The organism is Pseudomonas sp. NY11955 (assembly GCF_048068035.1).
Taxonomy (GTDB): domain Bacteria; phylum Pseudomonadota; class Gammaproteobacteria; order Pseudomonadales; family Pseudomonadaceae; genus Aquipseudomonas.
Genome location: NZ_JBLUPS010000003.1, coordinates 531,457 through 555,315, shown reverse-complemented (window position 1 = coordinate 555,315; position 23,859 = coordinate 531,457). Strand labels below are relative to the sequence as shown.

The window sequence follows — 23,859 nt, the reverse complement described above, 5'->3', positions numbered from 1 at the left end:
GCCACCCTATGAACGACCTGCTGAGCAACGTCGACTGGGCGGAAATCGCCCAGGCCTGCCTGGAAACGCTGAGCATGCTGGGCGCCGCGCTAGGCTTTACCGTGCTTCTGGGCCTGCCCCTTGGCGTACTGCTGTACCTGACCGGGCAACGTCAGCTGCTGGCCCATGGCCCGCTGTACCGGAGCCTGTCGGTGGTGGTCAACGTGCTGCGCTCGCTGCCGTTCATCATCCTGCTGATCGTGCTGATTCCGCTGACCACCCTGCTGACCGGCACTTCGCTGGGGGTGAAGGGCACCATTCCACCGCTGGTGGTCGGCTGCACACCCTTCTTCGCCCGCCTGGTGGAAACCGCCCTGCGCGAAGTGGACCGCGGCCTGGTCGAAGCCAGCCAGGCCATGGGTGGCAGCATCGCGCAGATCATCCGCTACACCCTGCTGCCCGAAGCGCGCACCGGGCTGATCGCGGCGGTCACCGTCACTGCCATCGTGCTGGTCGACTACACCGCCATGGCCGGCGTCATCGGCGGCGGCGGCCTGGGCGACCTGGCGATCCGCTTCGGCTACCAACGTTTCCAGACCGATGTGATGGTGGTCACCGTCCTGCTGCTGATCCTGCTGGTGCAGGTGCTGCAGATGAGCGGTGACCGCCTGGTAAGACATTTCACCCGCCGTTGACCCCCTACTCTTCTCAGGTACCGACCATGAAAAAGACCCTCACCGCCCTTGCCGCTTTGTTCGCCTTCAGTGCCCAGGCCGCCGAACACCTGGTGGTCGGCGCCACGCCGGTGCCGCACGCGGAAATTCTCGAGTTCGTCAAACCGGCACTGGCCAAGCAAGGGGTCGACCTGGACATCAAGGTGTTCAACGACTTCATCCAGCCCAACCTGCAACTGGCACAGAAGAACCTGGACGCCAACTACTACCAGTACCGGCCGTTCCTCAATGACTTCAACAAGACCCGGCACACCGACCTGGTGCCGGTGGTGGGTGTGCACATCGAGCCCTTTGGCGCTTATTCGGCCAAGTACAAGACCCTGGCCGAACTCCCCGATGGCGCCAGCGTCGCCATCCCCAACGACCCGGTGAACACTGGCCGCGCCCTGGTGCTGCTGGCCGAGGCCGGCCTGCTCAAGCTGAAGGACCCGGCCAACCCGCAGTCCACCCAGCGAGACATCATCGACAACCCCCACCACCTGAAGATCCGCGAACTGGAAGGCGCCATGCTGGCCCGCTCGGTGAAACAGGTCGACCTCGCCTTCGTCTTCGCCAACTACGCACTGGAGGCCGGTATCGATACCAACAGCGCGCTGATCGTGGAAAAAGGCAAGGACCTGTACGTGGAATACCTGGTCGCCCGCCCCGACAACCTGCAGGACCCAGGTATCCAGAAACTGGCCAAGGCACTCAATTCCCCCGAAGTGCGCAACTTCATCCTGACCCGCTACAAAGGCCAGATCGCCCCTGGTTTCTAAACCCACGACGCCCGCCGTTCACGGCGGGCATGGAACCTGAACATGAGCCGTTACCAGCAGCAAATCCAGCCCACCGATGCCCACCTGTGCCTGCGCGGCATCCACAAACGCTATGGCGCGGTCAGCGCACTCGACGCCATCGACCTGCAGGTGCGCCGGGGCGAGGTGTTCGGCATCATCGGCCGCAGCGGCGCGGGCAAGTCCTCGCTGCTGCGCCTGCTCAATCGCCTGGAGGCGCCTAGCGCCGGGCAGGTACTGATCGACGGCCAGGACATCGCCGGGCTGCACGGCAAACCCTTGCACGCCCTGCGGCGCAAGGTGGCGATGATCTTCCAGCACTTCAACCTGCTGGCCAACAGCACGGTGGCCGAAAACATCGAACTGCCGATGCGCATGGCCGGGGTGCCGCAAGCACAGCGCAGCGCCCGGGTGGAAGAACTGCTGCGCCTGGTCGGCCTGGCCGGCCGGGGCGGCGCATACCCCGCGCAACTGTCCGGCGGCCAGAAGCAACGCGTCGGCATTGCCCGGGCGCTGGTGCTGGAGCCGCAAATCCTGCTGTGCGACGAAGCCACCTCGGCGCTGGACCCGGAAAGCACCCAGGCAATCCTTGACCTGCTGCGCAGCATCAACCAGCGGCTGGGCCTGACCATCGTTCTGATCACCCACGAAATGCAGGTGATCCGCGACCTGTGCGATCGTGTGGCAGTGCTAGAGCAAGGCCGAATCGTCGAGACCGGCGCGGTGTGGGAAGTGTTCGGCAACCCCAGGCACGCCGTCAGCCGTATCCTGCTCGGCGAAGGCACGCCTGCAGCGCAGCCCCTCGGCACCGGCAAGCGCTACCTCGACTTGCACTACACCGGCGGCAAAGGGCTCAAGCCCGACCTGGCAGCCATCGGCGCCGCGTTGGGCGATGGGGTCAGCCTGTTCTGCGGCTCGATCGCGCCAATCCAGGGGCGCTACCTTGGTCAACTGCGCCTGGCCATCGCCAGTGCGACGCCAGACGACGAGCTGTTGCGCCAGGCCAGCGTGCTGGCTGACCGCGCCGAGTGGGCCTGATCAGCGCAGCGCCTGGTCGAGGTCGCGCTGCAGCGAGCCGAGCGCTTCCAGGCCCACGTGCAGGCGCACCAACGCGCCGCGCACGGGCGTTGCGAAGCTGCGCTCGCCCAGCTCGGCCAGGGTCACCAGGCTTTCGTAGCCACCCCAGGAGGCGCCAATGCCGAACAGGCGCAGGCGATTGATGAACGCTTCTGCCCGGCCCAGGCTGGCGTCGGCCAGTTCGAGGCTGAGCAGGCCATTGCTGCCCTTGAAGTCGCGCCGCCACAGGGCGTGGCCCGGGTGCTCCGGCAACGCCGGGTGATACACCCGCGCCACGTCCTCGCGTGCCTGCAGCCAGTGGGCGATCTCCAGGCCCTGGTGCCCGTGCACGGCCATGCGGCTGGCCAGGCTGCGCGCCCCCCGCAGCACCAACCAGGCATCGTCCGGGCTGACCGTGCAGCCGCAGGTATCGCTGCTGCGCGACAAGGCGGCGAAGGCCTGGCGGGTGGTGCACACGCTGCCCATCATCACGTCACTGTGCCCGCCCACGTACTTGGTCAGGGCCATGACCGAGATGTCGGCGCCCAACGCCAACGGCTGGTACAGGTAACCCGAACCCCAGGTGTTGTCGACCGCCAGCAGGATCCCGCGCGGCTTGCACAACGCCGCCATGGCCGGCAGGTCAATGAGCTCGTACAGCAACGAACTCGGGCTCTCGCTGTAGACCATGCGCGTGTTCGGGCGCAACGCGGCCTCCAGGCCCTGGCCATCGGCGGCGAAATAGCTGACCTGCACCCCGAACGGCTGCAGCAGCTCGCGCGCCAGGCGCCGCACCGGGCCATACACCCCGTCGCTGAGCAGCACATGGTCGCCGGGGCGCAAGTAGGCGAGAAAGGTCTGAGCGATGGCTTGCAGCCCGGTCGCGAACAACTTGCAGCGGTAGCCGCCTTCCAGTTCGCTGACCAGGTCTTCGAGGGCAAAGGCCGTGGGGTTGCCGCGGGCACCGTAGCTGAGCACCCGTTGCTGGTCCCGGTGGCTACGCGCTTCACGCTGCTCGGCGACGCTGTCGAACAGCACGGTACTCAGGCGACTGACCGGTGGGTTGACGCCGTGGGCACCTTGGCCCGCTTCGCCACGCCCGGCATGCACCAGCCGTGTCGCGACCGGGTCGCTGTGCGTCAGCGGTGTGAAGCTGGCAACCTCGGCGGCACTCATCTGCGCGATCAGCCCGGTTTCCCAGGCCAGGTAGCGGCGTGCCGCCTCCTTGTTGCCAGCGTGTCGGTCATGGACGAAGAACAGGAAATCGATGCACGCGGCGTCCGGCAACAAGGTGTCGTCCGCGACCTGCGGCCATTCGGCCAGCAACGCCTGGGGGAACAGGCGCGCGGCGCGGCGCTGTGTATCAGGCAGTTCGCTGGCTGCCAACTCGGCGACGCGAGGGTCGTCGGCAATGAACACCAGGCGCCCAGGCTGCTCACGCACCTGCTCGGCCAGCCCTGGGCGTATCGCCCACTGGGCGCCGCGCAGGTGGCGCTTGCGGTAGGCCGTGCTCGGGCGCAGGTCCAGCAGCACGGCGCCCTCCAGTTCTTCAGCGCAGGCTTGGGCCAAGGTGACTGGCAACGGCGGCGTTGCCGGTAATGCCAGGCCACTGCCCAGGCCGCCTTCGAGCACGTACGCTTCATGGCCCATCTGCTTCAGCCAGCTGGCCACCACCGGGGCGCGCACACCGTCGCCATCGAACAGCACTACCCGCGCCTTGCGCACGCCAATGTACAAGTCAGTGCCCTGCACCAGTTGCCCGCCTGGGCAATGCTGCGCGCCGGGCAGGCTGCCGGCGGCGAATTCCTCCGGCGTGCGCACATCGCACAGGAACAGCGAGCGTTGTGCATCCTGCTGCCAGGCTTTAACCTGCGCCGCCGTCACCCACTGCACCCCGGCCTTGTGCGCCAACCCCGTAGCACGTGCCCGTTGTCGCCCCAGTGCCTGGCCGCTGTGCGGCGGATACCCGCGTTGCCCACCGTGCTCCAGGGGCAGGTCGACCAGGTACCAGCCTTGGGTGCCGTTCTCCAGGGCATAGACCGGGTTGTCGATGCCGAGGTTGATCAGGGTTTGCGCGCCGATGATGCTGCGGGTGCGCCCTGCGCAGTTGATCACCACCGGTGTTTTGGGGTCATGCACCAGGTCTTCCAGGCGGTAGCCCAGTTCACCGTTGGGGCAGCAGGTGGCGCCGGGGATGTTCATCTTGGCGAACTCGTCCAGCGGCCGACCATCGAGCAGCACCAGCGGCTTGCCCTGGCGTTGCCATTCGGCCAGTTCCTGGGCGCTGATGCGGGGGGTGTGGCAGGCATGCTCGACCAACTCGCCAAAGGCCTTGGAGGGCAGGTGCACGCCAGCGAACAGTTCGAAGCCAGCGGCCTGCCAGGCCTGGCTGCCGCCTTCGAGCCAATGCACGGCCGTGTAGCCCAGCGCCTGCAGGCGCTGCACGCCACGCTGCGCCAGTTCGCCGCCGGTTGCGTCGTAAACCACCAGACGCACCCGTGGGTTGGGCGCCAGGCGCGGGGCCTCGATTTCCAGCCGGCTGTACGGCAGGTTCACGGCGTAGAACAGGTGAGCTTCGCCGTATTGGCCGTGCTCGCGCAGGTCGAACAGGGCGATTTCGTGGCCGTCGAACAGCCAGTCATGCAAAAGCGCGGGGGTGATGCTGGAGGTCATGGGACGCAGTCCGTGGTCGTTTTCAGGGTTGAGCAATGGTTGTCTGTGCCGGCCCCTTCGCAGCACAAGGCTGCTCCTACAGGTGGCACGCGATCCCCGTAGGAGCAGCCTTGTGCTGCGAAGGGGCCGGCACAGGCAACACACATCAAAGGCCGTAAGCCGCGATCGAAGGCGCCATCTGTGATTTGTTGTAGTTCACCACGCTGCCGTCGTCCTTGACCCCGTAACGGTTCTCAAGCGATTCCAGCGGCCGACCATAAAGGTGGAAGTGCAAGGTCGGCTGATCACCCTCGACACGAATGCCATGCAGGTCTTCGCCCAGGAACGCCACCGAGGTCCCTGGCTGCACCACGATCTCCTGCTCCAGCGCCAGGCGCGCACGGGCCGGGTCGCTGCCGTCATCTTCGCGGCGGTACACCCGGTTCAGCTCCTGCCCCTCGACGGCGACGATGATCGCCCAGGTCTCGTGGTTGTGTGGCAGGGTCGCCTTGCCCGGCAGCAGCGAGTTGACGTACAGGGTCGGCGACTCGCCATCGTCGTTCAGGCGGTAGCGGAACTGGGTCTCGCCGGTGGTCGCGTCCGGTGCCGGGAAGCGTTCGAAGTTGAACAGTTCGCGGCGCTCGGCAAGGCCTTCGAGCAAGCGCACGATCTGCTGCAAGGCGGCGCGGTCGACGCCACGCTCATGAATAGCGCGCACTTGCGCCAGAAACGGCTGGATCACGGAATCACGGGACATTATCGGTTTCTCTTCTTGGCTAGCGGAGGTCACACGCTGAGGCTGTAGCGCCCCAGGTTGCTGAATACATCGGGCGCCGGGCGGCTCGGGCGTTGGCCGCCCTCACCCAGCGCATGCTGCAGAAAAGCACGGGTACGCTCGTGTTGCGGGGCGCGGAACAGCTGTTCGGCGCTACCCTGCTCGACGATACGACCATGCTCGGTGAAATACACCCGGTCGCTGATTTCTTCGGCAAAGCGCATTTCATGGGTGACCAGCACGCAGGTCATGCCCTCCTCGGTCAGCTCACGGATCACCGCCAGCACTTCGCCGACCATTTCTGGGTCCAGCGCCGAGGTCACTTCATCGAACAGGATCAGCCGTGGCCGCATCGCCAAGGCACGGGCTATGGCAACGCGCTGCTGCTGCCCACCCGACAGCTCACCCGGGAAGGCTGCTGCCTTATGGCCCAGGCGCACCTTGTCGAGCAGCGCCAGGGCCTGCTCGCGCGCTTCAGCGCGGTTGCGCCCAAGCACTTTGGTCGGGGCGATCAGCAGGTTGTCCAGCACGCTGAGGTGGGGAAACAGGTTGTATTGCTGGAAGACGAAGCCCACCTGTTTGCGCAGGGCGATCAGCTCAGCCTCGCCGCGCAAACGCTCGACCTGGGTATCGCCAATGCGGATGCTGCCACGCTGCGGCCGCAGCAGGCCGGTCATGCAGCGCAGGATGGTTGATTTGCCCGAGCCGGATGGGCCGATGATCGACACGGCCTGGCCCGCCTGCACATCGAGGTCGATGCCGCGCAATACCGGGTTGTCGGCAAAGGCCAGGTGCACGTCGCGCAACTGGATCAAGGGTTCAGAAGGCATAGCGGCGCTCCAGGCGTTGAGTCAGGCGGGCAATGGGGTAGCAGTAGGCGAAGAACAACGCCAGCACGCTGAAGTACACCAGCACGGTGAAGCTGCTGCGGTTGACGGTATTGGCGGCGATCTGCGCGCTGTCGATCAGGTCGTGCACCCCCACCAGCGAAGCCAGGGCGGTGCCCATGGTCACCACCGCGTACAGGTTCATCCAGGGCGGCAGCATGCGCCGCAGGCACTGCGGCAGAATGATCGAGCGGAAGATCTGCACTCGGCTGAAGGCCAGCGAACGCGCGGCCTCCCACTGGGTACCCGGGATAGACGCCACCGCGCCGCGGAAGATCTCGGCAACGTTGGCACTGGCAGGCAGGGCCAGGCCGATCGTGACCTTCAGCCAGTCGGGAAAGGCCAGCCAGCTACCAGCCACCTGGATTTCGAACGGGAACACGTAGGAAGTGAAGTAGATCAGCACCAGCCACGGCGCGTTGCGGAACACCTGCACCCACAGCCGTGCGATCACCCGCAGTGGCGCCAAAGGCGACAGCAAAAGAACGCCTACCAGCAAGCCCAGCATCGTGCCCAGACCAATGGCGCCGACGCTGATCTGGATGTTCTGCAACAGGCCCGCCCCCAGGGTCGGTGACCAATGCCACAGCGTGGCGAGGTTCTCAATGGCCATAACCAGGCATCCTCAGGCGCGCTTCCAGGGCGCGACCGGCACAATTGACGGCGAAACTGAGCAGGCCGTAGAAGGCCAGGATCAGGATCATCAGTTCGATGACGTTGTCGCCCTGGGTCCAGATCATGATCGAGGCATAGGTGATATCGTTGACCGCGATCGCCGACGCCACGGCGGTCATCTTCACCAGGTCGATGAGGTTGTTGACCAGCGCCGGCAAGGCGAAGCGCACGGCCAGCGGCAGCTGTACCTGCAGCAATAGCTGGCGACGGTTGAAGGCCAGCGAGCTGGCCGCCTCCAGGGTGACTGCCGGCACCGCCTCGATGCCGGCGCGCAGCGCCTCGGCGTGGAACGCCCCTTTGTGCAGGGATATCACCAGCACCACCCAGGCAAAGGGCGTCATCGGGTTGGCGTTGCCCAGGCTCTGGTTGATCAGCATGTTCAGCACCAGGAACGCGCAGTACAGCTGCACCAGCGTCGGCGTATTACGCGTGACCTCGATAAAGGCCCGCGCCGGCCAGGCCAGCCAGCGGCGGCCGCTGGTGAGCGCCGCCGCCAGCAGCACACCGACCAGCAGGCTGCCGACCACGCTGAACAGGCACAGCCAGACGGTGGTCAGCGCCCCCTGCAACAACTTGCCGCTGGCGTAGGCGTCGAACAGGAAGCCGTAATTCAGGCCAAGCCGGGCGAGTTGCCCGACCAGCCCGTGCAAAACCTCGCTCATCAGGCGCCTTCGCCCTGCAACTTGGCACGCAGCTCCACCAACGCCGGCGAGGCCGGGGTGATGTGGTTGGCCTGCTCACGCTCGATCAGCCAGCCGCTGCGGTGCCACTGTTTGACGAACGGGTCCAGGCGCTGCTGGGTGTCGGTCTCACCCAGGCGTGTCCAGATCACCGACGGCGCCGGGTTGAGTTCGGGGGCCAGGGCGCGGTAGCCGCTCCACTCGCCACCTTTGGCCAGTAGCGGATTGATCAGCGTGGCATCGTGCACGGCAGCCACGCAGTTGTTGCCGCGCAGGGCCAGCAGCGATTCGGCCGAGGTCTTGAAGGCTTTGATGTCGGCACCCAGGTCCACCAGCGCCTGGGTGTAGCTGCTGCCCTGGGAGGTGCACACCGGCTGGCCCTTGAGCTCGGCCCAGGTTTTGATCGAGCTGTCCTTGGCCAGCGCCGCGGTACCGCCCACGCGGTAGAACGGCGTGGGCACGTGGCCCAGCAACTTGTCGCGCTCGGGGGTCCACTCCATGTTGGCGATCAGCAGGTCGACCTTGCCCTGTTGCAGAAACTGCACGCGGTTGGCCGGCTGCACGGCTACCAGATCGACCGCCACGCCCAGCTGGCGCGCCAGGTCACGCGCGAGGTCGACGCTGAAACCGATCGGTTCGCGGGTGGCCGGGTCGATGGCGCCGAACGGGCCACCGGACAACACCACGCCCACGGCCAGCTTGTGGCGTTGCTGGACCTTGTCCAGGGTGGCATCGGCCTGGGCCAGGCCGCTGGCGGCCAGCGTGGCGGTGGCCAGCAACGATGCGAACAGCCCACGACGGGCAATGGTGGACAGCGACATGATGGGGGTTCCTCGTCCCGGCAGCCGGAACACCCGGCCAATGAGCGCGCATGCTAGAAAGTTGCAGGGATGAGGGGAAATTCAAATATCGCCTATCGTTATAACATTGAATGATCAGAAAGTTTTCAAAATGGGTATAAGCCGCGAAAAACCTGGCCCATGCAGATTCCCTCTTGATCAATGACCAAACAATAGATAAACATTCATTATCAGTGGCTGCGTACCGTTAATGTAAAAGCACGCCCTTATTCCGCTTCTTTGCCTGGCCCACTCCATGAGCACCCTCGACCTCGACCTGCTGCGTACGTTCGTCGCCATCGCCGACCATTCAAGCTTTGCCGAGGCCGGCCGTAACCTGGGCCGTACCCAGGCCTCGGTCACCCAACACATGCAGCGCCTGGAACAGCAAGTAGGGGTGCCGCTATTGCGCAAACAAGGCCGCCACAAGTCGCTGACCGACGCTGGCCGCCAGCTACTGCGCGATGCCCGGCAAATGCTCGCACTCAATGACGAGGCGCTCGCCGGCCTGCGCCTGGATGGCCCCAGCGGCGTGCTGCGGATCGGTTCGCCCCACGACATCGCCGACACCATCCTGCCGCCTCTGCTCAGCCACATCGCCCGCTCGGCGCCCAACTTGCGCCTGGAAATCGACGTTGGCCGCAGCCCGTTCCTGATGGAGGACTTGCAGCGCGGCAAGGTCGACATGGTCATATCGACCCGCACCGCGCCCGGCCTGGAAGGCTTTGCGCTGCGCACCTCGCCGGTGTGGTGGATATGCGCGGCGCAGTATCAGCACCTGCCCGGCGAGCCTTTGCCGCTGGTGCTGGTGGACGAGCCCAGCCTGTACCGCAAACTGGCCCTGGAGGCCCTGGAGCGGGCCGGTATCGCCTGGCGCCAGGCGTACCTGGCGTCCAACCTGATCGGCGTCAAGGCAGCGGTGCGCGCCGGCCTGGGCATTACCGCGCGCAGCCAGGAAATGGTCGGGCCGGACATGCGCGTGCTCGGCCAAAGCGACGGCCTGCCGGCGCTACCCGATGTGACCTACCACTTGTGGGTGCGGGCCAACACCGTCAACCCGCTGGTGCGCCAGGCCTACGCGATGGTGCGCGCCAGCGCGGGGCTATGATGGCGAGCAGCCGGGCAGCTACACCGGCAGCTCGGTGGTCAGCTTGATCTTTTCCATCGGCACTTCGGTCTTCACGTTCTGCACCACGCTCAGGCTGGTCAGGTGCGCCACCTGGAAACGTCGATAGGCCTCAAGGTCTGCCGCCACCACCCGCAACATCAAATCACAATCACCGGCCATCACATGGCATTCCACCACTTCAGGCAACTGGCGCACGGCCTCGACGAACGCGTCGGTGGTTTCCTGGTCCTGGCGCTTCAACCACACCCGCACGAACAGGGTCAGGCCCAGCGCGACCTTGGCCGGGTCCAGCAGTGCCACATAGCGCTCGATCACCCCAGCCTCCTCCAGCAGCCGCACCCGGCGCAGACACGGTGAAGCAGACAACCCCACCTGTTTGGCCAGTTCCTGGTTCTGCAACTTGCCGTCGCGCTGCAGCGCCCGCAGGATACGCCGGTCGATGGCATCGAGCTTGATTGGCATTGATAGTTCTCTTTCTTGAAGTATTGGGTAGCAGATGCCAAATGCTGTGCGCACAAGCGCAACTACGCAAGCCAATTCCACCGATTCATTGGAATAATTTTCCTCCACTGGAGGTGACCATGAATACCCTTGAACCTGTACTGAACGATCCCCCCGCCGCCACGCCGCAAAGCGAACTGCGCCGCGGCGCTGTCGCCGCCCTGCCGGTGCTGCTGGGGTTCATCCCCTTTGCCCTGGTACTCGGCGCGCAAGCTTCCCAGCACCAGTTGGCAGCCGGCGAAGTGGCACTGATGACCGGCCTCAACTTCGGTGGCGGCTCGGAGTTCGCCGCCATCGAGCTGTGGACCTCGCCGCCGGCAATCCTGGTGATTGTCACCATGACCCTACTGGTCAACAGTCGCCACCTGCTGATGGGCGCGACACTGGCGCCGTACCTGCGTCACCTGCCGTTGCCCAAGGCATTAGGGGCGCTGTTCTTCATGTGTGACGAGAGCTGGGCCATGGGCCTGGCCGATGCACGCCAGCGCGGCGGCTTCAGCCTGCGCTACTACATGGGCGTGTCGCTGTGCCTGTGGGCCACCTGGGTCACCTTCACCAGCCTTGGCGCGCAGGTCGGGCCGCTGCTTGGCGACCTGCGCGGTTATGGCTTCGACATGGCCTTCGCCGCCGTCTTCCTGGTGCTGCTCAGAGGCATGTGGAAAGGCGTACATGCCGCCGTGCCGTGGCTGTTCAGCCTGCTCACCGCAGCGCTGTTCTACCTGCTGATCCCCGGTGGCTGGTACGTGCTCGCAGGCACCGTGGCCGGCCTGGTGAGCGCTTACCTGTGGGCCAAGCCATGATCGACGTTGCTACGCTGGTCACCATCCTGGGCATGGCCGTGGTCACCTACCTGACCCGCGCGCTGGGCTTTTTACTGCTGCGCAACCGCACCCTTGGGCCGCAACTGACCCAGGTGCTCAACGCAGCGCCCGGCTGCGTGCTGATTGCCGTGATCGCCCCCAAGTTCGTTTCCGGGCAGCCGGCCGACCTGATTGCGCTGGGGCTGACCCTGTACGCCGCCACGCGGTTTCCACTGCTGCCGGTGGTGCTGTTCGCCATCGTCGTGACCGGGCTGCTGCGTGCGCTGCTGCCGGCATGATCCGCCGCTGCAACTACACTCCTTTGACCCAAATCAAGCCCTCGCACCGGGTTCGCGCGACGATGACTGCAAGCTATGAACGACTCAAGCACCGCCAGGCGCACAATGCTCAAGGCTCGCCTTCGAGCACTGTGCGCGGCCTTGGACAAGGAGCCCCACATGAGCCCGCTGAAACACATACTGGTAGCCACCGACCTGTCCCCCCATGCCCGCAACGCAGCAGAACGCGCGGCCTACCTGAGCAACACCCAGCAGGCCGCACTGGACCTGCTGTACGTTGCCAACCCGGCGCCCTTCGAGCGCCTCAAGCAACTGGTGGCGCCTGATGACGACCTGTTGAAACGCGTACTGGACAGTGCCGGCGAAAAAAACCGCGCACTGGCCGCCATGCTGTTCCAGCGCTACGCCATTTCCGCAGGTGTGCAGGTTGCCAGCGGTTCGGTGATCAGCGAAATCACCCGGGTAGTGCAGGACAAGCACAGCAACCTGCTGGTGTGCGGAGCCAAGGGCCAGAGCGTGGCGCGGCGCCTGCTGCTGGGCTCGACCGTGCAAAAAATACTCAACCACATGCCCTGCCCGTTGCTGGTGGTCAAGCCGGCCCCTCGCGACGCCTACCGCACCGTGCTGGTTCCCGTCGATTTTTCACCCGTTTCGCTGCGCGCCATCCAACTGGCCAAGGCCATTGCTCCGCAGGCCGAGATCATCCTGCTGCATGCGTACGAAGTGCCATTCGAAGGCAGCGTGCGCTTCGCCCATATCGACCAGGACACCCTCACCCGCTACCGCAATGTCATCCGCAAGGATGCAGAAGCACAGCTGGCTGCATTGAGCGAGGCTGCCGGCCTGGCCGACGCCAGGCAGGTCCTGGTGCACGGCGACCCTGCCTGGCGCATTGTCGAGCAGGAACAGGAGCTGGAATGCGACCTGATCGTGGTCGGCAAGCAGGGTACCAGCGCGCTGGAAGAACTGTTGGTGGGCAGCGTCACCAAGCACGTGTTGGACGAATCGCAGTGTGATGTGCTGGTCTCACCCTAACTGCAGTGCCCGGGGCTTCAGTCCGAGGCCCCGCTCAGTTCGGCAATGCCACTAGCCGCCAGAATGCCCAGGATTTCAGGGTGGCTGCCGGCACTGTGGCTCGCCGGATAGAAAAAACCATGATTTTGCTGCTGGCGTGTACCTGGCTGCCTTGCAACGGCTCGAGAAAAGCATAACACTCGCTATATACGTTTCTATATATCGTTTCTCAAAAGCCCAGATGAAGCCGTGATGTACGCTCAACCCGACACGCCAAGCACTGCCAATGAAGGCACTGACGCCCATTACTGCGCGCTCGATCAATCACCGGGCAACCCCGGTATTCGGCGCAAGAATCAAAAGCTGATTCTGCGGGCTGCCAGCGAAGCGTTTGCCGTGACCGGCTTCACCGCCACTCACTCGCACGATATCGCCGAACGCGCCGGGCTGCCCAAGGCCAATATCTATTACTACTTCCAGACAAAAGAGAACCTGTACGTGCAGGTGCTGATGAGCTTTGTCGAACCGCTGGTGAAGGCCTCGGCAGCGCTGCGCAAAAGCGACGACCCGATAGTGGGCCTGCGGGCCTATATCAAGGCCCGCATCCGCATCATTCGCGAGCACCCGTTCAGCGCCGCCGTGTTCAGCCAGGAGTTGCTCTCAGGGGGCAAACACCTGCCAGAGGCATGCAAGAACCTGCTGCACGAGGAAGCCCAGCGCAACGTCGCCTGCCTGCGCAACTGGATCGATCATGGCCGGCTGGCGCCCTGTGACCCTGAGCACCTAATGATCTTCATCTGGTCGTCGACACGCACCTACACCAACCTGGCCTGGCAAATGTCGCAGCTCAGAGGCATGGCCGAACCTGACAAGGCGGACTTTGACCGCGCCACCCGAACGGTCACCCAAATGGTGCTGGGCGGTGTAGTCCCGGCATGACCGGTAACCTTGCAACACGCAGGGTGCTGCCGTGGTTCTCATCCACATGCTCAAATGCATATAGACACTATGCGCCTGCCACCATGGGCGGGGCAGTCTCGGCTCTCTAGCATGGATTCGTCAGCGGGTACTCGTCTGCATACCAGGTAAAGGCCTGGTCTTGCGCCGACGAATGCTCCCGATGCCACATTCATAACAAGGAGAACTGACGTGTCCACGACCGCGATTGCCTGCCGGGATGTAACCTGGAACCCGATCACCCAACACAGTACGTTCACCCCACACGACCGGGAGATCCTCCGCCAGCACTGGCACCCCGTCGCGTTTTCAGCAGAGGTCAGCGACAAACCCTTTGCCGCTACGCTGCTCGACGAGCCCATCGTGCTCTACCGAGCCGGTGGCAAGGTGAATGCCGCGCGCGACATCTGCAGCCATCGCGGAGCTCCGCTGAGCAAAGGCTGGGTACAGGGTGAAAACCTCATTTGCCCCTATCACGGCCTGCATTTCGGCATTGACGGCCGCTGCACCCGCATTCCTTCGGAGCCGAACGCCAACCTGACCGAGCGCCATCGTATCCAGATGTATTCGGCCCGCGAAGATTTCGGTTTGATCTGGGTGTTGATGTCCGGCACCAGCGCGCCGTTCGCCGAAATGCCCTCCTGGCATGACGAAAGCTATCAACGCATCCTGCCGCCCGCGATCGATATCGCCGCTTCGGCCGGCCGCCAGGTCGAAGGGTTCATCGACGTTGCCCACTTCGCCTGGATCCACCATGAAGCCTTCGCCGAGCGTGACAACCCAGTAGTGCCGACCTACAAGGCCGAACTGACCCCTTACGGGATTCACGCCGAATACGTCAGCAATGTCAGCAACTTCCCAAAGCACATGCAAGATCGCGCCCCACGCGATTTTCTCTGGACCAGAACCTTCGATGTCTTTACCCCCTTCACTGCCCGCCTGACGGTCAACTTCCCGGCCCCGGAACACCGCTTGGTGATCCTTAACGCAGCCTGCCCTGTCTCTGCGCGCAAGACCCGGATGTTCTGTGCCATCACCCGCAACTTCGACAAGCAGATGCCGTTGGAGGACGTGTACGCCTTCAATCAACAGGTATTCGAAGAGGACCGCGACATCGTCGAATTGTGCCGCCCGGAAGACCTGCCGCTGGACCTTGCGCTGGAAATCCATATTCCCGCGGACCGCTCCTCGACCGCCTACCGCCGTGCCCTGAGCGCGCTGGGCCTGGGCCGTGCCTTCACCAGCTGAAGACCTGACTGCAAATCGATTGAAGGAGTACCGATCATGTTCAAGTGGGAATGTCTGGTGTGCGGCTTCATCTATGACGAAGCCGCAGGCATGCCGGAGCACGATATCCCGGCGGGAACCCGCTGGGAGGATGTGCCGGACAGCTGGTTTTGCCCGGAATGCGGCGTGGGCAAGGCGGATTTCGAAATGGTCAGGATCCCGGCCGAGGCCGGCGCAAGCCAGCCGAACGCAGTGAGCGACCCCGTCATCATCCTGGGTTCAGGACTGGCCGGCTACAGCGTGGCACGCGAGCTGCGCAAACTGGACAGCACTATCGCGATCAAGATCGTGACGCGTGATGGCGGCGAGTTCTACTCCAAACCGGCCTTGTCCAATGCCTTGCAGAAGGGACGGCAGCCAGATCAACTGGTCACCTTCAGCGCAGGGCAAATGGCCGAGCAATTGCAGGCCCAGGTCAGCACCTACACGTCGATCGAGCGCATCGATACCGACGCGCAACAGGTCTATATCGACGGATCGCCGCAGCGTTACAGCGCACTGGTACTGGCATTGGGGGCCGACGCCAGGCGCCCAGCCCTGGACGGTGATGGCGCAGACGCAATCATTACCGTGAATGACCTGGAAGACTACCGCAAGCTTCGTCGACAGCTCGGCGCAAGCAGCAGAGTCGCCATCCTCGGCGGGGGCTTGATTGGCTGCGAATTCGCCAACGATCTGCGCCATGCCGGCCACTGGGTCAGTATCGTCGATCGCGCTCCTTGCCTGTTGAGCCGCCTGCTGCCTGCCGAGGCCGCAGAAGAAATGGCCAATGCGTTGCGATCCATTGGTGTGCGCCTGGCGCTTGGCAATGCGCCCGTCGCGGTTTACCGCAGGCACACGGGCCTGGAGTTGCACCTGGCCGATGGTCAACGCCTCGAAGTGGACCATGTGCTTGGCGCTATTGGCCTGGCACCTCGGGTAGAGCTGGTGCGAGCGGCAGGCATTGCAGTGGCCAACGGTGTGGTTACCGATGACTGCCTGCGGGCAAGCGCCAGAAATGTCTATGCCTTGGGCGACTGCGCCCAGGTCCACGACCTGGTTCTGCCCTATGTGATGCCAATCATGCTCCAGGCCCGCGCACTCGCCCGCACACTGGCAGGTACGCCCACGGCAGTCGCCTACCCGGCCATGCCTGTAACCATCAAGACCAGTGTGCTGCCCACGGTCGTAGCCTCGCCAATGGCCGATACAGGCGAGTGGTCGACCGAGTTGGCAAGCCGCTGCGAAAAAGGGATCGCAAACATCCGCTGTGTCTACCGCGATCAGCACAACCAGATGCAAGGGTTCGTACTGATGGGGGCCAGCGCCCAGGAAAAAACCGCACTGTTGAGAGCGTTGCCCGACTGGAAATAGTCGGCCGCCCGGCGGTACGCACGTGGACGCACCTTGGCTAGCGCTATATCATAATTTATATAGCGATAGCCAATGCGCCGGGCCGAGACAAACCGCCCGATGGCTGCGAGAGATTCGAGGCTTCTGTGTCCAAGTCCATTCCGAACTGCGATGCTCAACTGATCCGCACGCTTCACACCCTGCTAACCGAATGCAGCGTCTCGCGTACCGCCGAACTGCTGGGGCAAACCCAGCCAGCTATCAGCGTGGCATTGCGCCGACTGCGTGAGATCACCGGCGACCCCTTGCTGGTGCGCAGCGGCAGCCATATGGTGCTGACCGAGCATGGCCAGGCCTTGATCGATCCGGTTGCGCAGACATTGGCCGGCATCGAACACATCCTGCACCCGGTGGATAGCTTCGACCCCGCCACCACCCAGCAGACATTTCGTATCAGCACCCCAGACTATCTAAGCGTGTTCTTCGTGCCGGCCATCATCGAACGGTTTCACGCGCAAGCACCTTTCGCCACGCTGGAACTGAAGCACCTGCAAGCCGAAGGTGGATACTCCCGTGGGCTGGAACAAGGCTATCTGGACCTGGTCATAGGCAACTGGAGAACACCTGCCGACCATTTGCACTTGCAACCGCTGTGCGACGACGACCTGGTGTGCCTGATGCGTGACGGGCACCCCATCGGGCCGGGTAACCTCACCCCCGAAGCCTATGCAGTTGCCGACCATCTGGATGTCATGACCCACAATGCGTCCGGCCAAGGCACGATCGGCCTCGAACTCGCCAAAAGCGGCCTGGTCAGGCGCGTGACCACTACCTTGCCGTACTTCTGTCTTGCGCCTTACGCGCTGGTCAAATCGAATTTGCTGTTCACCACCACGCGCTCATTTGCCATGCATTACACCGAGTTGCTGCCACTGCGCATCGAGCCCTTTCCTGTGCCGGCGCAGCCGTTGCGCTACTACCAACTTTGGCATGCTCGCAAACACCGTTCGGCGGCCTCCCGGTGGCTGCGCAGCCTGGTGCTGGCCGCGGCCCGGAACATTGGTTTGCCGCGCTGAGCAAGTCGACCGCGCGGAACACTCAAAGCGGCACAGACAGCCCGACCTTGACCTTGTCCAGAACGATCAGCGTGCGGTAGGTCAGGATGTCTTCGTTATCGGCAAAATGCAGCCTCACCAGTTTTTCGAAATGCGCCACGTCACGGGCAAGCATGACGATGATGAACGACACCCCGCCATTGACGAAGTAACACTGCTGTATCTCCGCCACATTGGCGAAGTAACGCTTGGCGCGGTCCATCACCCGCGAGCGGTCGTCCCGCAAGCGCGATTCGACGATCGCTGTAATCATCTGGCCGACACACTCCGGGGCAATGACTGCGGTGTTGGCAGCGACCACCCCGCTCGCTTCCATCTGCGCGATGCGCCGCTGTACAGCCGGTGTGGACAGGCCGATTTCCTCGGCAATGGCGCGCTGCGAGGTTTTGTTGTCTTGCTGCAGCAGCCGCAAAATAGCGTGATCGAAGCCGTCCAGCGGATGGTTGGCGCAGTCGCTCATTTTCAGGTTCCAAAGAAAGCAGTTCACTCATCAGAGGGCCATTTTCACAGCAATTGCTTCGCAGGCCGAGTACTAAAATGGCGCCTCGACCGTTGCTGGAGCCACACGTGGACGCAAAAAACGCTGGAACCTTCGCCCCTGTCGGCGCAGCCATCGCCGCCCTGGTGTCGGTACAGACCGGTGCCGCCTTGGCCAAGACCCTGTTCCCACTGGTTGGCCCCGAGGGCGTAGTCGCCCTGCGGCTGGGCATATCCGCCGTCATCTTGCTGGCCGTGCTGCGGCCCTGGCGCATCTGGCACCAGGCCAACAGGCTTCACCTGCTGGGCTATGGCGTGATGATGGGCCTGATGAACATTCTGATTTATCGCGCATTCCTCTACATCCCGGTGGGCATCGCGGTGTCCATCGAGGTCATCGGCCCGCTGGGGGCGGCCTTGCTGACTTCCCGGCGCCGAATCGACCTGCTGTGGATCGCCTTGTCGGTGGCCGGGCTTACCTTGCTGCCGTGGGGTACCGATAGCCAAGGCCTCGACCCACGTGGGGTGATGTACGCGCTCGCTGCTGCGTTGGCCTGGGGGCTGTACGTGATGCTCGGCAGCAAAGTGGCGGTTCACGGCAAACAGGCAGTCGCCAGCGGGATGTTGTTCGCGGCGCTGCTGGGCGTACCACTGGGCGTCAGCCACGCCGGTGCCGAGTTGCTGGCGCCGTCGGTGCTCATGGTAGGGTTGGGCGTCGCCTTGCTGTCCAGCACAGTGCCCTTCCTGCTCGACATGTATGCAATGCGCCACCTGCCACCCAGCATTTTTGGCGTACTGCTCAGCGCTTCGCCCGCTGCGGGGGCGATAGCGGGCTGGCTGATCCTCGGTGAAGTACTGGCATTGACTCAATGGCTGGGCATTATCGCCATCGCCATGGCGTGCGCAGGTGCCGCCTTGGTGGGGCGTGGTCGTTGACAGCGGGCGCTCTACGCAAGGCGTTTCATCGATTGCGCTGATGATTACTATCGAGCGGCCTGCGTGTCGGCCTGGCAAGGCCGTCTCTATAATCGCCTGCAAATCTCCCCGCTCCTGCGCCTGCTACAGGCGATATCCCTCATGGAACCGAACCCCATGCCAAGCAACCGCCAGGCCTCCCGTGGCCTTCCCGAACATAGTCAACAGAGTGTCACTCAGCAATGGCTGGCCATCCTTTCGGTCGCCGTGGGTGCCTTCGCCCTGGTCACCAGTGAGTTCCTCCCGGTGGGGGTGCTCAACGATGTGGCCAGCGACCTTGGCATCAGTGCCGGCCTTGCCGGCTTGATGGTGACCCTGCCCGGTATCATGGCCGCGCTGGCCGCGCCTTTGATTTCGGTGGGTGTCGGCGCGCTCGACCGGCGCTACCTGCTGATCGGCCTGACGCTGATCATGATCATCGCCAACGCCATCGTGGCCTACGCCGGCGACTTCAACCTGCTGTTGGTCGGCCGGGTGCTGCTGGGTGTCAGCATTGGCGGTTTCTGGGCGACCGCCATCGCCCTCAGCGGCCGCCTGGCCCCTGACGGCATGGGTGTAGCCAAGGCCAACTCCATCATCATGGCCGGGGTCACCCTGGCGACCGTAGTGGGCGTGCCCGTGGGCACCTGGCTGAGTGGCCTAATGGGCTGGCGCATGACGTTCCTGGTTACCGCACTGGTAGGCGTACCCGTGCTGCTGGCGCAGGTATTCCTGCTGCCACGGCTGATGCCGGAAAAGGCCATTCGCATCAGCGACCTGCCGGCGTTGTTCATCAACCCGCAAGCACGGGTCGGCTTGATCGCCGTGTTGCTGATCGGCCTGGCGCACTTTGCCGCGTATACCTATGTGGCGCCGTTCTTCAAACAGAATGCCGGCTTCGACGGGCCTACCATCGGCTCGTTGTTGCTGCTGTACGGTGTGGCCGGCTTCATGGGTAACATCTTTGCCGGCTTTGCTGCCAACCGCAGCGTGCGGCACACCCTGATGCTGGTCGCGCTCATGATCGCAGTCAGCACCGCCCTGTTCCCGCACTTCGCCACCGGCATGACAGGCGCCGCGATGCTGATCGCACTGTGGGGTTTTGCCTTCGGTGCGTTCCCGGCCTGCGCCAACATCTGGATGTTCGTGGTGGCGCCCAAGGATGTCGAACGGGGCATGCCGCTGTTCGTGGCCATGTTCCAGGTGATCATTGCCGTAGGTTCGTTCTTTGGCGGGCAGGTGGTCGACCATATGGGCACGGCGGTGCTGTTGAGTCTGGCCACGGCGCTGGTGGGCTGTGGCTTCGTCACCGTGCTGGTGCTGGGGCGCAATGTCAGCAATAGCCTGGCGGCGCAGCCAGGCTAAGTTGCGGCACCCTCACCCAGGCCACCGCGTCACCCTGTAGGAGCAGCCTTGCGCTGCGAAGAGGCCGGTACGGCAACAGAGAGTCTTTTGCCGAGCGGGCCTCTTCGCAGCGCAAGGCTGTTCCTACAGGGGGCTGTGCTTGCCTTGGCGGGTTCAGAACCACTGCCCGAAGCGGCGGATGTACAGGGTTTTCATGGCCTGGGCGACCACGCAATAGCCCAATAGCGTGGCAGCCAGCCAAGGGAAGTAAGCCAACGGCAGCGGCACCAGGCCGACCATGGCCCCCACCGGCGAGAACGGGATGTAGATACCCAAGGCCATCACCAGCCCCGTTGCCAGCACCACCGGCAACGCAGCGGTGCTCTGGAAGAACGGTACCTTGCGCGTACGCAGCATGTGCACCACCAAGGTTTGTGACAGCAACCCCTCGACGAACCAGCCCGACTGGAACAGTGCCTGCATCTCGACGCTGTTGGCAGCGAACACGTACCACATCAGGGCAAAGGTGGTGATGTCGAAGACCGACGACGTAGGCCCGATCCACAGCATGAAGCGGCCGATGTTGCGCGCATCCCATTTGCGCGGCTCGCTGAGAAACGCCTTGTCCATACGGTCCCACGGCAGCGACAGCTGGGAAAAGTCGTACATCAGGTTCTGCAGCAGCAGGTGGATCGCCAGCATCGGCAGGAACGGAATGAACGCACTGGCCACCAGGACCGAGAACACGTTGCCGAAGTTGGAACTGGCGGTCATGCTCAGGTACTTCATGATGTTGCCGAAGGTTTCGCGGCCTTTGAGCACACCCTCCTCAAGCACCATCAGGCTCTTTTCCAGCAGAATGATGTCTGCCGATTCCTTGGCGATATCGGTGCCGCTGTCCACCGAGATACCGACGTCGGCATCGCGCAGGGCGGCGGCGTCGTTGATGCCGTCACCGAGAAAGCCCACCGTGTGACCATTGGCCTGCAGGGCCTTGAGCACGCGTGATTTCTGCAGCGGGGTGAGCTTGGCGAAGACCGTGCGCCGCTCGACCTGAAGCTTCAGGGTGGTGTCGTCCATACGCTCGATGTCCTGGCCGAGCAGTGGTTGGCCAGGCTCCAGGCCAACTTCCCGGCAGACTTTGCACGTGACCACCGGGTTGTCGCCGGTCAACACCTTGACCCGCACCCCCATGTCGCGCAGGGCTGCAATGGCCGGGCCGGCGGTTTCCTTGGGCGGGTCGAGAAAGGTCAGCAAACCCTGAATCACCAGATCGCGCTCATCGTCAGTGTGATACTGCGCCTTGCCCTCGGCCGCCGGGATCTGGCGGGTGGCCACCACCAGCACGCGGAAGCCGTCCTGGTTATAGGCATCGACGCTGGCCAGCAGGCGCTGACGACGGCGCGGATCAAGGGCGACGACAGCGTCGCCTTCCTGCACATAGGTGGCGATGGCCAGCATTTCCTCGACCGCCCCTTTGCTTACCAGCAAGTGATCGCCCAGGGCGTCCTTCACCACCACGGACAGGCGACGGCGGATGAAGTCGAACGGCAGTTCGTCGACCTTGGCGTAGGCGTAGGGCGCCTGGAACTGGTGGTCCTGGCCAGCGGAGTGCAGCACGGCCTGGTCCATCAGGTTGCGGATGCCGCTTTGGTGATGGCTGTTGAGCCAGGCCAGTTCAAGGATGTGCTTGTCGCGCTGGCCGTCGACGCGCACATGGTGCTCGAGGATGATCCGGTCCTGGGTGAGCGTGCCGGTCTTGTCGGTGCACAGGACGTCCATGGAGCCCAGGTTCTGGATGGCGTTCAGGCGCTTGACCACCACCTTGCGCCGGGCCATGGCCACGGCGCCCTTGGCCAGGTTGGCGCTGACGATCATTGGCAGCATTTCCGGGGTCAGGCCCACGGCCACGGCGAGTGCGAAGAGGAACGCATCCCCCCAGTCGCCCTTGACCACCCCGTTGATCATGAACACCACCGGTACCATCACCAGCATGAAGCGGATCAGCAGGCTGCTGACACTGTTCACCCCACGGTCGAAAGCGGTCTGGCTGCGCGAGCCGGCAATGGCCTTAGCCAGCGAGCCGAAATAGGTGCGACGGCCAGTGGCGACCACCACGGCACGGGCGCGGCCACTGACCACGTTGGTGCCCATGAAGCAGATGTTCGCCAGTTCGAGCACGTTATCCTGGTTGCCGCTGTCCTCGCTGGCGGACTTCTGCGCGACATGGCCCAGAGTGTCGTACTTTTCGACCGGCAGCGCTTCGCCCGTGAGCACCGCCTGGCTGATGAACAGGTCGCGCGATTCGAGCAGGCGGATGTCAGCGGGGATCATGTCCCCCGCGCTAAGCTGCACGATGTCGCCGGCCACCAGTTCGTCCATGGGCACTTCGCGCAGGCGCGGGGCTTGCCCGACCTGCTCGCGGCGCAGCACGGTGGCGGTGGTGCGCACCATTGCCTTGAGCGCATCGGCGGCCTTGGTCGAGCGGTACTCCTGCCAGAAGCGCAGCAGGCTGCTAAGGCTGACCATGGTCATGATGATGATGACTTTGGTCAGGTCGGCGTCATCCGTTTCGCCTGCGCTGACCGGCAGCCAGTAGTCGGTGACGAAGCTGATCCCGGCCAGAATCAGCAGCACATAGATGAACGGGTTGTGCAGGGCCTTGAGCAATTGCACCAGGGCGTGGGGTTGCGGGTCATGGGCGACCTGGTTGGCCCCATCGCGCTCCAGGCGCTTGGCGGCTTCGTGCTCGGTCAGGCCCTGTTCGCTGGCATCGAGGTTGGCGAGGGTGACGGCCAGGCCATTGCGCGCTTCACGGGCAGCGCGAGTGGCCAGGCGGGTTTCGCGTTCGGCCTTGGCCGATGAGGTGTTGCGGTGTTTGACAGTCATGTTGCTGTGCTCCTGCCGCTGCGGCGGCACGACACACAGACGTTTCACTCACACGGTGAACGCAGGCATGTCGGGTCGCAGAAAAATGCTGGGGTATTCCGACAGTTGTCTGTCCGCCGCCGAGAGTCGGAAGTTATATCGGCAGCGAACTTTCTACTTGCGCAATCCATGGTGTAATTCCTTTTTTGTAAACGAAGGGCAATAGTTACCCGGCGAACTTTCCACTTGAAAAGTTCGACAGCAAAGATGCCATTGAATAGCGTTTATTTAGTGTGAAGCCTGGGGCTCAGCTGTGCCGACGCATCAGCAGCCCGCCTCTACTTGGGGGTTTCCGGGTGCCGTCAGGGTACCCAGGCAAACGAAGCGGCCAAGTGCGGGCCTGCCGCGGCGCAATGCGGGCAAGCAGGCGATGTGAAGCGAAAGATATGAGGTTCATGAGCTTGCCTCCAACCGGCGAACACCGGCGGCGGCAAGTCACGGCGGAGCATCAGGCTCTGGCGCGGCTTGCCCGACCAGGGTGTCGGGACCGGTGTTCCGGTTCAAGTGCCTGACCGGGCCTTGCGGCAGGGGTCAGGCAGCGACTAGATACTGTGTCCATTGAATTCTTCAGTGAATGAAAAAAGGCCCTTCTCTGCGGGCGATCGAACTTTATTCAAGGGTAGTATCGAAGTCAACCCGCCAGGGAAAGTTTAAATAAGTTTCACCTTG

Annotated in this window: 22 protein-coding genes; 13 read left to right on the top strand and 9 right to left on the bottom strand. The window is 63.8% G+C overall.

Annotated elements, in window-relative coordinates:
* The first annotated feature begins 8 nt into the window (after nucleotides 1-8).
* From ACNFBR_RS08415 to ACNFBR_RS08405, 3 genes are read left to right on the top strand one after another with little or no spacing between them, the layout of a single operon-like run.
* Nucleotides 9-674, top strand: a complete 666-nt coding sequence (locus tag ACNFBR_RS08415) for a methionine ABC transporter permease (protein ID WP_416734470.1) — start codon at nucleotides 9-11, stop codon at nucleotides 672-674.
* A gap of 26 nt (nucleotides 675-700) precedes the next feature.
* Nucleotides 701-1,471, top strand: a complete 771-nt coding sequence (locus tag ACNFBR_RS08410; RefSeq protein ID WP_416734469.1) for a MetQ/NlpA family ABC transporter substrate-binding protein — start codon at nucleotides 701-703, stop codon at nucleotides 1,469-1,471.
* 42 nt (nucleotides 1,472-1,513) lie between these two features.
* Nucleotides 1,514-2,527 (top strand): methionine ABC transporter ATP-binding protein, encoded by a 1,014-nt coding sequence (locus ACNFBR_RS08405; protein ID WP_416734468.1) that lies wholly within the window; start codon nucleotides 1,514-1,516, stop codon nucleotides 2,525-2,527.
* Here the strand turns inward: ACNFBR_RS08405 and metC are convergent, their stop codons facing one another.
* From metC to ACNFBR_RS08375, 6 genes are all read right to left on the bottom strand, one after another.
* Nucleotides 2,528-5,218, bottom strand: a complete 2,691-nt coding sequence (gene metC, locus ACNFBR_RS08400) for a cystathionine beta-lyase (protein ID WP_416734467.1) — start codon at nucleotides 5,216-5,218, stop codon at nucleotides 2,528-2,530.
* Nucleotides 5,219-5,363: 145 nt separating this feature from the next.
* A complete protein-coding gene (locus tag ACNFBR_RS08395; protein ID WP_416734466.1) occupies nucleotides 5,364-5,954 on the bottom strand; it encodes a cysteine dioxygenase in 591 nt (196 codons plus the stop codon).
* Between the two features lie 29 nt (nucleotides 5,955-5,983).
* On the bottom strand, nucleotides 5,984-6,802 hold the full coding sequence (locus ACNFBR_RS08390) for an amino acid ABC transporter ATP-binding protein (protein ID WP_416734465.1): 819 nt from the start codon (nucleotides 6,800-6,802) through the stop codon (nucleotides 5,984-5,986).
* Nucleotides 6,792-7,472 carry an amino acid ABC transporter permease gene (locus ACNFBR_RS08385; protein ID WP_416734464.1) on the bottom strand — a complete coding sequence of 227 codons (681 nt, stop codon included), beginning with the start codon at nucleotides 7,470-7,472 and terminating at the stop codon, nucleotides 6,792-6,794. The genes ACNFBR_RS08390 and ACNFBR_RS08385 overlap by 11 nt, the downstream gene beginning before the upstream one ends.
* Entirely contained in the window at nucleotides 7,462-8,196 is a 735-nt protein-coding gene (locus ACNFBR_RS08380; protein ID WP_416734463.1) for an amino acid ABC transporter permease, read from the bottom strand. The genes ACNFBR_RS08385 and ACNFBR_RS08380 overlap by 11 nt, the downstream gene beginning before the upstream one ends.
* Nucleotides 8,196-9,035, bottom strand: a complete 840-nt coding sequence (locus ACNFBR_RS08375) for a transporter substrate-binding domain-containing protein (RefSeq protein WP_416734462.1) — start codon at nucleotides 9,033-9,035, stop codon at nucleotides 8,196-8,198. The genes ACNFBR_RS08380 and ACNFBR_RS08375 overlap by 1 nt, the downstream gene beginning before the upstream one ends.
* 274 nt (nucleotides 9,036-9,309) lie before the next feature.
* Between ACNFBR_RS08375 and ACNFBR_RS08370 the strand changes: the two genes are divergently transcribed.
* On the top strand, nucleotides 9,310-10,161 hold the full coding sequence (locus tag ACNFBR_RS08370; protein ID WP_416734461.1) for a LysR substrate-binding domain-containing protein: 852 nt from the start codon (nucleotides 9,310-9,312) through the stop codon (nucleotides 10,159-10,161).
* 18 nt (nucleotides 10,162-10,179) lie between these two features.
* Here the strand turns inward: ACNFBR_RS08370 and ACNFBR_RS08365 are convergent, their stop codons facing one another.
* On the bottom strand, nucleotides 10,180-10,644 hold the full coding sequence (locus ACNFBR_RS08365) for an Lrp/AsnC family transcriptional regulator (RefSeq protein WP_416734460.1): 465 nt from the start codon (nucleotides 10,642-10,644) through the stop codon (nucleotides 10,180-10,182).
* 119 nt (nucleotides 10,645-10,763) lie between these two features.
* Here ACNFBR_RS08365 and ACNFBR_RS08360 point away from each other — a divergent pair, with 119 nt between their 5' ends.
* The 7 genes from ACNFBR_RS08360 to ACNFBR_RS08330 all read left to right on the top strand — a co-directional run bounded on the left by ACNFBR_RS08360 (nucleotide 10,764) and on the right by ACNFBR_RS08330 (nucleotide 17,448).
* Nucleotides 10,764-11,483: an AzlC family ABC transporter permease gene (locus ACNFBR_RS08360; protein ID WP_416734459.1), complete on the top strand. Its 720-nt coding sequence runs from the start codon at nucleotides 10,764-10,766 to the stop codon at nucleotides 11,481-11,483.
* Entirely contained in the window at nucleotides 11,480-11,782 is a 303-nt protein-coding gene (locus ACNFBR_RS08355; RefSeq protein WP_416734458.1) for an AzlD family protein, read from the top strand. The genes ACNFBR_RS08360 and ACNFBR_RS08355 overlap by 4 nt, the downstream gene beginning before the upstream one ends.
* 159 nt (nucleotides 11,783-11,941) lie before the next feature.
* Complete coding sequence (locus ACNFBR_RS08350; RefSeq protein WP_416734457.1) at nucleotides 11,942-12,817, top strand: universal stress protein; 876 nt, start codon at nucleotides 11,942-11,944, stop codon at nucleotides 12,815-12,817.
* 231 nt (nucleotides 12,818-13,048) lie between these two features.
* Nucleotides 13,049-13,735 (top strand): TetR/AcrR family transcriptional regulator, encoded by a 687-nt coding sequence (locus ACNFBR_RS08345; RefSeq protein WP_416734456.1) that lies wholly within the window; start codon nucleotides 13,049-13,051, stop codon nucleotides 13,733-13,735.
* Nucleotides 13,736-13,945: 210 nt separating this feature from the next.
* Nucleotides 13,946-15,001, top strand: a complete 1,056-nt coding sequence (locus tag ACNFBR_RS08340) for a Rieske 2Fe-2S domain-containing protein (RefSeq protein ID WP_416734455.1) — start codon at nucleotides 13,946-13,948, stop codon at nucleotides 14,999-15,001.
* Between the two features lie 36 nt (nucleotides 15,002-15,037).
* The gene (locus ACNFBR_RS08335) at nucleotides 15,038-16,393 is read left to right on the top strand and encodes an FAD-dependent oxidoreductase (RefSeq protein WP_416734454.1); all 1,356 of its coding nucleotides are present in this window, start codon (nucleotides 15,038-15,040) and stop codon (nucleotides 16,391-16,393) included.
* A gap of 125 nt (nucleotides 16,394-16,518) precedes the next feature.
* Nucleotides 16,519-17,448 carry a LysR family transcriptional regulator gene (locus ACNFBR_RS08330; protein WP_416734453.1) on the top strand — a complete coding sequence of 310 codons (930 nt, stop codon included), beginning with the start codon at nucleotides 16,519-16,521 and terminating at the stop codon, nucleotides 17,446-17,448.
* A 22-nt stretch (nucleotides 17,449-17,470) separates the two neighbouring features.
* On the opposite strand, the gene ACNFBR_RS08325 is transcribed toward ACNFBR_RS08330, so the two are convergent.
* Complete coding sequence (locus ACNFBR_RS08325; RefSeq protein ID WP_416734452.1) at nucleotides 17,471-17,947, bottom strand: Lrp/AsnC family transcriptional regulator; 477 nt, start codon at nucleotides 17,945-17,947, stop codon at nucleotides 17,471-17,473.
* Between the two features lie 107 nt (nucleotides 17,948-18,054).
* On the opposite strand from ACNFBR_RS08325, the gene ACNFBR_RS08320 reads away from it, so the two are divergent.
* On the top strand, nucleotides 18,055-18,900 hold the full coding sequence (locus tag ACNFBR_RS08320) for an EamA family transporter (protein ID WP_416734451.1): 846 nt from the start codon (nucleotides 18,055-18,057) through the stop codon (nucleotides 18,898-18,900).
* Between the two features lie 156 nt (nucleotides 18,901-19,056).
* Entirely contained in the window at nucleotides 19,057-20,283 is a 1,227-nt protein-coding gene (locus tag ACNFBR_RS08315) for an MFS transporter (RefSeq protein ID WP_416734508.1), read from the top strand.
* Between the two features lie 153 nt (nucleotides 20,284-20,436).
* Here the strand turns inward: ACNFBR_RS08315 and mgtA are convergent, their stop codons facing one another.
* Nucleotides 20,437-23,151, bottom strand: coding sequence for a magnesium-translocating P-type ATPase (gene mgtA / locus ACNFBR_RS08310; protein WP_416734450.1), 2,715 nt, complete (start codon nucleotides 23,149-23,151; stop codon nucleotides 20,437-20,439).
* Between the last annotated feature and the right edge of the window lie 708 nt (nucleotides 23,152-23,859).

What these genes read in the sequence shown, in the direction of transcription:
- ACNFBR_RS08415 (WP_416734470.1), top strand. Translation starts at nt 9, where the DNA reads ATGAACGACCTGCTGAGCAACGTCGACTGGGCGGAAATCGCCCAGGCC.
- ACNFBR_RS08410 (WP_416734469.1), top strand. Translation starts at nt 701, where the DNA reads ATGAAAAAGACCCTCACCGCCCTTGCCGCTTTGTTCGCCTTCAGTGCC.
- ACNFBR_RS08405 (WP_416734468.1), top strand. Translation starts at nt 1,514, where the DNA reads ATGAGCCGTTACCAGCAGCAAATCCAGCCCACCGATGCCCACCTGTGC.
- metC (WP_416734467.1), bottom strand. Translation starts at nt 5,218, where the DNA reads ATGACCTCCAGCATCACCCCCGCGCTTTTGCATGACTGGCTGTTCGAC.
- ACNFBR_RS08395 (WP_416734466.1), bottom strand. Translation starts at nt 5,954, where the DNA reads ATGTCCCGTGATTCCGTGATCCAGCCGTTTCTGGCGCAAGTGCGCGCT.
- ACNFBR_RS08390 (WP_416734465.1), bottom strand. Translation starts at nt 6,802, where the DNA reads ATGCCTTCTGAACCCTTGATCCAGTTGCGCGACGTGCACCTGGCCTTT.
- ACNFBR_RS08385 (WP_416734464.1), bottom strand. Translation starts at nt 7,472, where the DNA reads ATGGCCATTGAGAACCTCGCCACGCTGTGGCATTGGTCACCGACCCTG.
- ACNFBR_RS08380 (WP_416734463.1), bottom strand. Translation starts at nt 8,196, where the DNA reads ATGAGCGAGGTTTTGCACGGGCTGGTCGGGCAACTCGCCCGGCTTGGC.
- ACNFBR_RS08375 (WP_416734462.1), bottom strand. Translation starts at nt 9,035, where the DNA reads ATGTCGCTGTCCACCATTGCCCGTCGTGGGCTGTTCGCATCGTTGCTG.
- ACNFBR_RS08370 (WP_416734461.1), top strand. Translation starts at nt 9,310, where the DNA reads ATGAGCACCCTCGACCTCGACCTGCTGCGTACGTTCGTCGCCATCGCC.
- ACNFBR_RS08365 (WP_416734460.1), bottom strand. Translation starts at nt 10,644, where the DNA reads ATGCCAATCAAGCTCGATGCCATCGACCGGCGTATCCTGCGGGCGCTG.
- ACNFBR_RS08360 (WP_416734459.1), top strand. Translation starts at nt 10,764, where the DNA reads ATGAATACCCTTGAACCTGTACTGAACGATCCCCCCGCCGCCACGCCG.
- ACNFBR_RS08355 (WP_416734458.1), top strand. Translation starts at nt 11,480, where the DNA reads ATGATCGACGTTGCTACGCTGGTCACCATCCTGGGCATGGCCGTGGTC.
- ACNFBR_RS08350 (WP_416734457.1), top strand. Translation starts at nt 11,942, where the DNA reads ATGAGCCCGCTGAAACACATACTGGTAGCCACCGACCTGTCCCCCCAT.
- ACNFBR_RS08345 (WP_416734456.1), top strand. Translation starts at nt 13,049, where the DNA reads ATGTACGCTCAACCCGACACGCCAAGCACTGCCAATGAAGGCACTGAC.
- ACNFBR_RS08335 (WP_416734454.1), top strand. Translation starts at nt 15,038, where the DNA reads ATGTTCAAGTGGGAATGTCTGGTGTGCGGCTTCATCTATGACGAAGCC.
- ACNFBR_RS08325 (WP_416734452.1), bottom strand. Translation starts at nt 17,947, where the DNA reads ATGAGCGACTGCGCCAACCATCCGCTGGACGGCTTCGATCACGCTATT.
- ACNFBR_RS08315 (WP_416734508.1), top strand. Translation starts at nt 19,057, where the DNA reads ATGCCAAGCAACCGCCAGGCCTCCCGTGGCCTTCCCGAACATAGTCAA.
- mgtA (WP_416734450.1), bottom strand. Translation starts at nt 23,151, where the DNA reads ATGACTGTCAAACACCGCAACACCTCATCGGCCAAGGCCGAACGCGAA.